The following is a 10634-nucleotide window of genomic DNA, read 5'->3' on the forward strand; positions in this document are numbered from 1 at the left end:
GGCGCCCTCGCGTACGGGGAGGGTCGGGGAGGGATCGTCCATGGCGCACAGGAGAAGCAGAGGCCGCCTCGGCACGGCCGGGGCGCTGGCCGCCGCCGCGGTGGTGCTGGCGGGCGTGGCGCTGCCCGCCCAGGCCGCGGGCGCGGCGGCGCCCCACACGTACATCGTGACGCTGCAACGGGGGGCGTCGGCGGGGTCCGGCCAGGGCAGGGACATCGTCGAACGGTACGGGGCGACGGTGCGCCGTACGTACAGCAGGGCGCTGAACGGCTTCGCCGTACGGGCCGACGAGGCACAGGCGAGACGGCTCGCGGCGGACCCGGGCGTCGCCTCGGTGACCCGGGACGCCGAGGTGTCGCTGCGCGGCACCTCCGCCGCCACGGCGACCCAGCCGTATCCGCCGTCGTGGGGCCTGGACCGCATCGACCAGCCCGCCGGGGCGGCGCTGGACGGCGCGTACACGGCACCGGCCGGCGGCGGGCGCGGGACGACGATCTACGTCATCGACTCCGGAGTGCGCACCGGCCACCGGGACTTCGGCGGCCGGGCCCGCTCCGGCTGGGACTTCGTGGACGACGACCCGGTGGCGCAGGACGGCAACGGCCACGGCACCCATGTGGCCGCGACCGCCGCGGGCACGCAGTACGGGGTGGCGAAGCGGGCGGACGTCGTCGCCGTACGGGTGCTGGACGACCGCGGGGAGGGCACCAGCGCCGAGGTGCTGGCCGGTCTGGACTGGGTGCTGCGGCACGCCCGGAAGCCGTCGGTGGTCAATCTGAGCCTGGGGTCGGCGATCGCGGGGCCGGTCCCGGAGTGGGACGCCGCGATACGGGCCGGGGTGCGCGCCGGTCTCACCTTCACGGTCGCGGCGGGCAACGCGGGCCGGTCCGCGGGCTCCTTCTCGCCGGGCCGGGTGCCGCAGGCGATCACGGTGGGCGCGACGGACCGGGCGGACCGCCGCGCGCCGTTCTCCAACTGGGGCCCGGCGGTCGACCTGTTCGCACCCGGCGACCGGATCGTGTCGGCGTCCCCCGCGAGCGATACGGCGGCGGCGACGCTGTCGGGCACGTCGATGGCGGCGCCCCATGTCGCGGGCGCGGCGGCGCTCTACCTCGCCGCCCACCGCTCGGCGACCCCGGCCCGGGTGAGCACGGCGCTCGCGGCGGAGTCGACCAAGGGCGCGGTACGGAACGCGGGCCGCGGCTCGCCGAACCGGCTGCTGCGCGCGGGAGGCTGACGGAGCATCTGACGCACGGAGCATCTGACACAACCCGAGATTGCGGTCATATCATCGGCCCCGCACGGATACGCGCGGGGCCGAACCATGCACCCCGCGTTACGAACCGGTAGTTAACGGGAACCCGGATTGTCTCCCGGTGTCCGGTGGGAAGGCTTCCCGAACGCGCCCCCCATGGCCGACCCCATCCGCCCACCAGAGTGAACGCGGACAGGAGCTGTCATGCCCGCAACCCATCGCCCGGCGGTAAAGCCTATACAAAGGACACAGGCCGCCGCCGACTCTCAAGCGCCCTCCGCACATCAGCCCGCAACGCCGTCAGGTGATCCTATGATCGGTCGTATTCCCCTTTTGGATATCCGTCCGCTGATCGACTGCGGCCGCCGCCCCGCCAAGGCGGTGGTGGGCGAGACCTTCGAGGTCAGTGCCACCGTGTTCCGGGAGGGCCACGACGCGGTCAGCGCCAATGTCGTCCTCCGCGACCCGGCCGGACGGTCGGGGCCGTGGACCCCCCTGCGCGAACTCGCCCCCGGCACCGACCGCTGGGGCGCCGAGGTCACCCCCACCGCGCCCGGCCGCTGGTCGTACACGGTCGAGGCGTGGAGCGACCCCGTCGCCACCTGGCGCCATCACGCCCGGATCAAGGTCCCGGCCGGGATCGACACCGACCTGGTGCTGGAGGAAGGCGCCAGGCTGCACGAGAGAGCCGCGGCCGGAGTGCCCAAGAACGACGGCCGGGAGGCGGTGCTCGGCGCCGTCGACGGGCTGCGCGACGAGCGCCGCCCGGTCGCCGACCGGCTCGCCGCGGCCCTCGCCCCCGACGTCACCGCCGCCCTCGACCGCCATCCGCTGCGCGAACTGGTCACCGCCTCGCGCCCGATGCCGCTCCAGGTCGAGCGGGAGCGCGCGCTGTTCGGCTCCTGGTACGAGCTGTTCCCGCGCTCCGAGGGCGCCAAGGTGGAGGAGGGACGGCGCCCGGTCAGCGGCACGCTGCGCACCGCCGCCGAGCGGCTGCCCGCGATCGCCGCCGCCGGGTTCGACGTCGTCTATCTGCCGCCCGTCCACCCCATCGGCACCGCCTTCCGCAAGGGCCCCAACAACACGCTCTCCGCGGGCCCCTTCGACGTCGGCTCCCCCTGGGCGATCGGCTCCCCGGACGGCGGCCACGACGCGATCCACCCCGACCTCGGCACCCTGGACGACTTCGACCACTTCGTGGCCCGGGCGCACGAGCTGCGCATGGAGGTGGCGCTGGACTTCGCGCTCCAGTGCTCGCCCGACCACCCCTGGGTCACCCAGCACCCCGAGTGGTTCCACCGGCGCGCCGACGGGACGATCGCGTACGCCGAGAACCCGCCCAAGAAGTACCAGGACATCTACCCCATCGCCTTCGACGCCGACTTCTCCGGCCTCGTCGGCGAGACCGAGCGGCTGCTGCGGTTCTGGATGTCCCACGGGGTGCGGATCTTCCGGGTCGACAACCCGCACACCAAGCCCGTCGCCTTCTGGGAAAAGGTGATCGGGGACATCAACCGCACCGACCCCGACGTCATCTTCCTCGCCGAGGCGTTCACCCGGCCCGCGATGATGAACACGCTCGGCATGATCGGCTTCCAGCAGTCGTACACGTACTTCACCTGGCGCAACGGCAAGCAGGAGCTGACCGACTACCTCACCGAGCTGTCCGGGGACGCGGCCGCCTGGATGCGCCCCAACTTCTTCGTCAACACCCCCGACATCCTGCACGCCTACCTTCAGGACGGCGGCCGCCCGGCCTTCGCGGTACGGGCCGTCCTCGCCGCCACCCTCTCCCCCACCTGGGGTGTCTACGCGGGCTACGAGCTGTGCGAGAACACCCCGCTGCGCCCCGGCAGCGAGGAGTACCTGGACTCGGAGAAGTACCAGCTGCGCCCCCGCGACTGGGCGGACGCCGAGCGTACGGGAACCACGCTCACCCCGCTCATCACCCGGCTCAACCGGCTGCGCCGGCGGCACCCCGCCCTGCGCCGGCTGCGCAACCTGCGATTCCACCACGCGGACAACGACTCCGTCATCGTCTACTCCAAGCGCACAGGCGACTCGTGCGTGCTCACCGTCGTCAACCTGGACCCCCACCACACCCAGGAGGCGACGGTCTCGTTGAACATGCCGGAACTCGGCCTCGACTGGCACGAGTCCGTCCCGGTGCGCGACGAGCTCACCGGCGAGACCTATCACTGGGGCAGGGACAACTACGTACGCCTGGAGCCTGGGCGCGACATGGCTCCCGCGCACGTGCTCTCCCTGCGACCGTCCTCACCGATCGGAGGGTCACCCACACCATGATCGTCAACGAGCCCGTACCGGACACGTTCGAAGACACCCCCGCCAAGGACCGCGACCCCGACTGGTTCAAACGCGCCGTCTTCTACGAGGTCCTGGTGCGCTCCTTCCAGGACAGCAACGGCGACGGCATCGGGGACCTCAAGGGACTCACGGCCAAACTCGACTACCTCCAGTGGCTCGGCGTCGACTGCCTCTGGCTGCCGCCCTTCTTCGCCTCCCCGCTGCGCGACGGCGGCTACGACGTCTCGGACTACACGGCCGTGCTGCCGGAGTTCGGCGATCTCGCCGACTTCGTCGAGTTCGTGGACGCCGCGCACCAGCGCGGGATGCGCGTCATCATCGACTTTGTCATGAACCACACCAGCGATCAGCATCCGTGGTTCCAGGAGTCCCGCACCGATCCGGACGGACCGTACGGCGACTACTACGTCTGGGCCGACGACGACAAGCAGTACCAGGACGCCCGCATCATCTTCGTCGACACCGAGACGTCCAACTGGACCTTTGATCCGGTACGCAAGCAGTACTACTGGCACCGCTTCTTCTCGCACCAGCCGGACCTCAACTTCGAGAACCCGGCCGTCCAGGAAGAGGTACTGGCCGCCCTGCGCTTCTGGCTGGACCTCGGCATCGACGGATTCCGGCTCGACGCCGTCCCGTATCTGTACGCGGAGGAGGGCACCAACTGCGAGAACCTCCCCCGCACCCACCAGCTCCTCAAGCGCGTCCGCGCCGAGATCGACGCCCACTACCCCGACACCGTGCTGCTGGCCGAGGCCAACCAGTGGCCGGAGGACGTCGTCGACTACTTCGGCGACTACGAGGCGGGCGGCGACGAATGCCACATGGCCTTCCACTTCCCCGTCATGCCGCGCATCTTCATGGCGGTGCGCCGCGAATCGCGCTACCCCGTCTCGGAGATCCTCTCCAAGACCCCCGCGATTCCCTCCGGCTGTCAGTGGGGCATCTTCCTGCGCAACCACGACGAGCTGACCCTGGAGATGGTCACCGACGAGGAACGCGACTACATGTACGCGGAGTACGCCAAGGATCCGCGCATGCGCGCCAACATCGGCATCCGGCGGCGGCTCGCCCCGCTGCTGGACAACGACCGCAACCAGATCGAGCTGTTCACCGCGCTGCTGCTGTCGCTGCCCGGGTCGCCGATCCTGTATTACGGCGACGAGATCGGCATGGGCGACAACATCTGGCTCGGCGACCGCGACGCCGTGCGCACCCCCATGCAGTGGACCCCCGACCGCAACGCGGGCTTCTCCTCCTGCGACCCCGGACGGCTCTTCCTCCCCACCATCATGGACCCGGTCTACGGCTACCAGGTCACCAACGTCGAGGCCGCCATGTCCTCGCCGTCCTCCCTGCTCCACTGGACCCGCCGGATGATCGAGATCCGCAAGCAGAACCCGGCCTTCGGGCTGGGCTCCTTCACCGAGCTGCCCTCCTCCAACCCCGCCGTCCTCGCCTTCCTCCGCGAGGCCCCGCGGACCCCGGACGGGGAGGACGACCTGGTGCTGTGCGTGCACAACTTCTCGCGCTTCGCCCAGCCCACGGAGCTGGACCTCCAGTCCTTCGCGGGCCGCCACCCGGTCGAGCTGATCGGCGGCGTCCGCTTTCCGGCCATCGGCGAACTCCCCTACCTGCTCACCCTGGCGGGCCACGGCTTCTACTGGTTCCGCCTACGCCGCGCCGACCCCGTCTCGCCCCGCCCACCCCTCTGACCCGGCCGAGGAGCTGTCCCCCACCCCGCCCCTACCCGACCCCGGAGCCTCCGCCCCCGGCCCCGGCCCCCCACCGGGCTGCCGTACACACCCGGCGGGCCGGGACCCGCAACGCCCGCACCAACGCCACGGCTTGGGCACCCGCCCCCGGTGCGAAGCGAGGGGCGAAGCCCCGAGTCAGGGGGCGGGGACAGACCCCGAGCCGGGGACTGCGGGCGCAGCCCCGGGCGGAAGCCAGGGGCACAACCTCGGTTTGGGGCCGGGACGCAGGCCCGGGTTCGCGCCAAGGGCACAACCCCAGAACGGGACCAAGGGGCGCACCCCAGGGCAGGGCCGAGGACGCCAGCCCGCGGGCCAGGTCCGGGGCGCAGTTCGGCAGGAGCCCAGGAACGCAAACCCACGCGTGGCCCGGGGGCACAACCCCAGAACGGGACCAAGGGGCGCACCCCAGGGCAGGGCCGGGGGCGCCAGCCCGCGGGCGAGGCCCGGGGCGCAGTTCGGCAAGGGCCCAGGGGCGCAACCGCGGGTTCACGCCGAGGGCGCAACCCCAGAACTTGGCCGAGGGCGCAGCTCCAAGCGGGACCAAGGGGCGCGGCCCAGGGCGGAGGCCAGAGGCGCAGCCCCGCGCTCGGGCCGGGACACAGCCTCGTGTTCAGGCTGGAGGCGCAGCCCCGAGGTGGAGTCGAGGGGTGCAGCCCCGGGACGGGGATCGGGCCGCAGCTCCGAGGCGGGTCCAGGACGGAGTCCCGGGTGGGGGGCGAGGCCAAAGCGGGGCCGGGGCGCAACCCCGGTACGGGGCTTGGGCGCAGCCCCAGGCAAAGACGGGGTCCAAGGCGGGGTCCAGGGGCGCAGCCCCGGTGGAGGTCCGGGGCGCAGCCCCGGTGGGGGCCGGGGCGGAGTCCCGGGGTCGAGGAGGGGCGGGGTGGGGGAAAGTGGCCCCTTTGGGTGGAGGCGGCGTTTTCGGCATGGGTTCATGGGCACTCTGACTACTACCGCCACCGGCGGAGCCGATCGCGTACTCCGTACTCGCCGTACGGACGATCCTCGCCCGACACGTCCCGCACCGTCGCACAGTCAATGCCGCAATCCGGGACACTTTGCCCTGATCTGTCGTGTGCCCGGGGAAAGGACGCGACGCCATGCCGGAAGCTTCATTCTCCCGGGGGGCACACCACCCGCCGACCGCTACCGCACCAACCGCCGCCGCCAGCACGGCGGCCCGGGGCCCGGACGGGCCCGGGGCCGGGGCCGGGCTGCTCGGCTCGCTCGCGCCGCTGCTCGCCGAGTGGCTCCCCCGGCAGCGCTGGTTCGCGGGCAAGGGCCGCCCCGTCACCGGCTTCGCCCTCGTCTCCGCGACCGAGATACTGCCCAGCCCGCCGGGCGGCACGACCCCCGGGTTACTCCATCTGCTCATCCGCGCCCAGCAGCCGGAACCGCCCGGCCACCGCCACGGCTTCGGCTGCGGCCACCGCCGCGGAGCGGCCGCCAGCGACTGCTACCAGATCCTGCTCGGCGTCCGCACGACCCTGCCGCCCTCCCTCGCCCCCGCGCTCATCGGCCGCCCCAGCGGCGGCCCGCTGGACGGCCGTACCGTGTACGAGGCGCTGGCGGACCCCCGCCTCGCCTCGCTCCTCCTGGAGCGGCTCCGCGTTCCCGGCCGCCTGGACCCCCTGCGCTTCGTACGCGAACCCTCCAGCGCCATCCCCTCCATCCTGCCGCCGCGGCTGATGACGGCCGAGCAGTCCAATTCCTCGGTGGTGTACGGAGATACGTTCATCCTCAAGCTCTTCCGGCGGGTCAGCCCCGGCACCAACCCGGACCTCGAACTCCCCCTCGCCCTCGCCCGCACCGGCTGCACCCGGGTGCCCGCCCCCGCCGCCTGGTTCGAGGCCGCCCCGCCGCCGGAGGGCCCCGGTCCGCGGCCGGAGCCGTTCACCCTCGGCGTCCTCCAGCCCTACCTCGCCGGGTCCACCGACGGCTGGCAGCTCGCCCTCGACGCCCTCGCCGTACGCGCCGACTTCACCGACGCCGCGCACGCCCTCGGCCACGCCACCGCCGAGGTGCACCTCGCGATGGCCGAAGCGCTCCCCGTCTCCGTCCTGCGCCGCCCGCAGATCGAACACCTCGCGGCCGCCATGAGCGAACGCCTCGACTCGGCCGCCGCCGCGGTGCCCGCGCTCCAGCCGTACCGGGCCGCGCTGCACGCCGCGTACGAGGACGTCGCCGCCCTCGGCCGCACCGGGCGCACCTGGGCGGCCCAGCGCATCCACGGCGATCTGCACCTCGGGCAGGCCCTGCTGACGGCGGAACGGCAGTGGTCACTGATCGACTTCGAGGGCGAGCCGTCCCGTCCGCTCGCCGAACGCCGCCGCCCGCAGCCGCCGGTCCGCGACATCGCGGGCATGCTCCGCTCGTTCGACTACGCGGCGGCCGTGGGCGGCCACGACACGCCGCAGGACTGGGCCGGGCGCATGCGTGGCGCCTACTGCGCGGGGTACGCGGAGGCCTCCGGAACGGATCCGCGCGACGAGCCGGAGCTGCTGCGCGCCCATGAGACCGACAAGGCGGTGTACGAGGTCCTCTACGAGGCCCGCCACCGCCCCGACTGGCTGCCGGTCCCGATGACCGCGATCCGCCGACTGGCCGCCGCCGTCCGCTGACCCCCGCCGAGCCCCCTCCAATACCCGCCTCCGACACCCCCGGGAGGACCACCCCGTGACCGCACGACCGCCGTCCGGCCAGCACCCGTCCGACGAGGGCCCGGGCCCCGACCCGGCCACCACCGGCACCAGGACGGGCCCGGCGGTCCCGCCCACGTTCCTCCCCGGCCGAGCCGCCCGGCCGGAGCGCCCGCGCGCGGGCGCGCCCGAATCCGCCGCCCCGGCCACCGAACCCGACGTCGAGGCCGGGCTGCGGGAGTCCGGGTCCCCGCGGCGGGATCCCCGCTCGCCGGAGTCCGCGGGCATCAAGCCCACCTCGCGGCCGTCGTACGGGGCGCCGCCCGAGCCGCGGGCGCCGCGGGCGGCGGAGGCCGCGCCCGCGGCCGTACGGCAACCGCCCCCGCCCGAGCCCGCCCCGTACGACGACCACGGGGTGCGGGCCGCGAGTCCGCTCGGCGAGGGCGACCGGCAGCGGCTGCTCACCGGGGCGCATCACGACCCGCACGCGCTCCTCGGCGCACACCCGGTCCGCGGCGGCATCCGGTTCCGGGCGCTGCGCCCGTACGCGCGGGCGGTCACCGTCGTCGCCGACGGGCTGCGGGCGCGGCTGCGGGCCGAGGGGGACGGGCTGTTCTCGGGTGTGCTGCCGCTGGCCGCCATCCCCGACTATCAGCTGCTCGTGGCGTACGACGACGCCGAGGTGCGGGTCCACGACCCGTACCGCTTCCTGCCCGCCATCGGCGAACTCGATCTGCACCTGATCGGCGAGGGCCGCCACGAGGAGCTGTGGCGGGCGCTCGGCGCGCAGCCGATGACGCACCACGGGGTGGCCGGGACGCGGTTCACCGTGTGGGCGCCGAACGCGCGCGGCGTCCGGGTCACCGGGGACTTCTGCTACTGGGACGGCACCGGGTTCCCCATGCGTTCGCTCGGCTCCAGCGGCGTGTGGGAGCTGTTCGTGCCCGGTGTGGGCGAGGGCGCGCTGTACAAGTTCGAGATCACCCGGCCCGACGGCAGCCGCACGCTGCGCGCGGACCCGATGGCGCGGCGCACCGAGTGCCCGCCCGCGACGGCGTCGGTGGTGCACGCCTCGCACCACCGCTGGGGCGACGACGACTGGATGGCGCGGCGGGACGGCGGGCGGGCGCACGAGCGGCCGTTCTCGGTGTACGAGGTGCACCTGCCGTCGTGGCGGCCCGGGCTGACCTACCGGCAGCTCGCCGAGCAGCTGCCCGCGTACGTCAAGGATCTCGGCTTCACGCATGTCGAGCTGATGCCGGTGGCCGAGCATCCCTTCGGCGGTTCCTGGGGCTACCAGGTGACCGGCTTCTACGCGCCCACGGCCCGCCTCGGCCCGCCCGACGACTTCAAGTACCTGGTCGACGCGCTGCACCGGGCGGGGATCGGGGTGCTGGTGGACTGGGTGCCCGCGCACTTCCCGCGGGACGCGTGGGCGCTGGCGGAGTTCGACGGGCGGCCGCTGTACGAGCCGTCGGACCCGCTGCGGGCGGCGCACCCGGACTGGGGGACGCTCGAATTCGACTACGGCCGCACGGAGGTGCGGAACTTCCTGGTGGCGAACGCGGTCTACTGGTGCGAGGAGTTCCACATCGACGGTCTGCGCGTCGACGCCGTGGCGTCCATGCTCTACCTCGACTACTCCCGCGAGCCCGGCCAGTGGACGCCCAACGCGCACGGCGGCCGGGAGAACCTGGACGCGGTGGCGTTCCTCCAGGAGATGAACGCGACGGTCTACCGCCGCTGCCCGGGCGTCGTGACCATCGCCGAGGAGTCCACGGCCTGGGACGGCGTCACCCGGGCCACCCACCACGTGGGGGCGAGCGGCTTCGGCGGGCTCGGCTTCGGGCTGAAGTGGAACATGGGGTGGATGCACGATTCGCTGGGCTACGTGGCGCACGAGCCGGTGCACCGGAAGTACCACCACCACGAGATGACGTTCTCGATGGTGTACGCGTACAGCGAGAACTACGTCCTGCCCATCTCGCACGACGAGGTGGTGCACGGCAAGCGGTCGCTGGTGAGCAAGATGCCGGGCGACTGGTGGCAGCAGCGCGCCGACCACCGGGCCTACCTCGGCTTCATGTGGGCGCATCCGGGGAAGCAACTGCTGTTCATGGGGCAGGAGTTCGCGCAGGGCGCGGAGTGGTCGGAGCGCCACGGCCCCGACTGGTGGCTGCTGGACCCCTCGTACTCGGCCGAACCCGACCACCGGGGCGTGCGCGACCTGGTCCGCGACCTCAACCGGGTGTACGTGGCGACGCCGTCGCTGTGGCAGCGGGACACGGTGCCGGAGGGGTTCGCGTGGGTGGAGGGGGACGGGCACGAGGACAACGTGTTCGCGTTCCTCCGCTTCGACGCGGACGGCTCCCCGCTGCTGGCGATCAGCAACTTCTCGCCGGTGGTGCGGCATGCGTACCGGGTGGGCGTACCGGACACGGTCCCGCTGTGGCGGGAGGTGCTGAACACCGACGACGCGCGGTACGGCGGCAGCGGCGTGCTCAATCCGGAACCGCTGAAGGCCGAGCCGACGGCCGCCCACGGCCGACCGGCCAGCCTGCTGCCGGTGCTGCCGCCGCTGGCGACGATCTGGCTGCGCCCGGCCTGAGCCACAGCGCACAAGGCCGCGTTCAAAAGGTTGACGACTGACGTGGACAC

Annotated in this window: 5 protein-coding genes; all 5 read left to right on the plus strand. The window is 73.2% G+C overall.

What is annotated here, in order from left to right; all coding sequences use genetic code 11:
• Window positions 1-40: 40 nt before the first annotated feature.
• The 5 genes from LCH29_RS21725 (at window position 41) to glgB (ending at window position 10584) form a co-directional block, all read left to right on the plus strand.
• Window positions 41-1237 carry a S8 family peptidase gene (locus LCH29_RS21725; RefSeq protein WP_446463406.1) on the plus strand — a complete coding sequence of 399 codons (1197 nt, stop codon included), beginning with the start codon at window positions 41-43 and terminating at the stop codon, window positions 1235-1237.
• Between the two features lie 330 nt (window positions 1238-1567).
• On the plus strand, window positions 1568-3562 hold the full coding sequence (locus LCH29_RS21730) for an alpha-1,4-glucan--maltose-1-phosphate maltosyltransferase (protein ID WP_446463407.1): 1995 nt from the start codon (window positions 1568-1570) through the stop codon (window positions 3560-3562).
• On the plus strand, window positions 3559-5298 hold the full coding sequence (gene treS, locus LCH29_RS21735; protein ID WP_446463408.1) for a maltose alpha-D-glucosyltransferase: 1740 nt from the start codon (window positions 3559-3561) through the stop codon (window positions 5296-5298). The genes LCH29_RS21730 and treS overlap by 4 nt, the downstream gene beginning before the upstream one ends.
• Window positions 5299-6437: 1139 nt before the next feature.
• On the plus strand, window positions 6438-7958 hold the full coding sequence (locus LCH29_RS21740; protein WP_446463409.1) for a maltokinase N-terminal cap-like domain-containing protein: 1521 nt from the start codon (window positions 6438-6440) through the stop codon (window positions 7956-7958).
• Between the two features lie 304 nt (window positions 7959-8262).
• A complete protein-coding gene (glgB, locus tag LCH29_RS21745; protein WP_446463447.1) occupies window positions 8263-10584 on the plus strand; it encodes a 1,4-alpha-glucan branching enzyme in 2322 nt (773 codons plus the stop codon).
• Window positions 10585-10634: the final 50 nt, after the last annotated feature.

The organism is Streptomyces sp. BRA346, from assembly GCF_052851135.1.

What these genes read in the sequence shown, in the direction of transcription:
- LCH29_RS21725 (WP_446463406.1), top strand. Translation starts at nt 41, where the DNA reads ATGGCGCACAGGAGAAGCAGAGGCCGCCTCGGCACGGCCGGGGCGCTG.
- LCH29_RS21730 (WP_446463407.1), top strand. Translation starts at nt 1,568, where the DNA reads ATGATCGGTCGTATTCCCCTTTTGGATATCCGTCCGCTGATCGACTGC.
- treS (WP_446463408.1), top strand. Translation starts at nt 3,559, where the DNA reads ATGATCGTCAACGAGCCCGTACCGGACACGTTCGAAGACACCCCCGCC.
- LCH29_RS21740 (WP_446463409.1), top strand. Translation starts at nt 6,438, where the DNA reads ATGCCGGAAGCTTCATTCTCCCGGGGGGCACACCACCCGCCGACCGCT.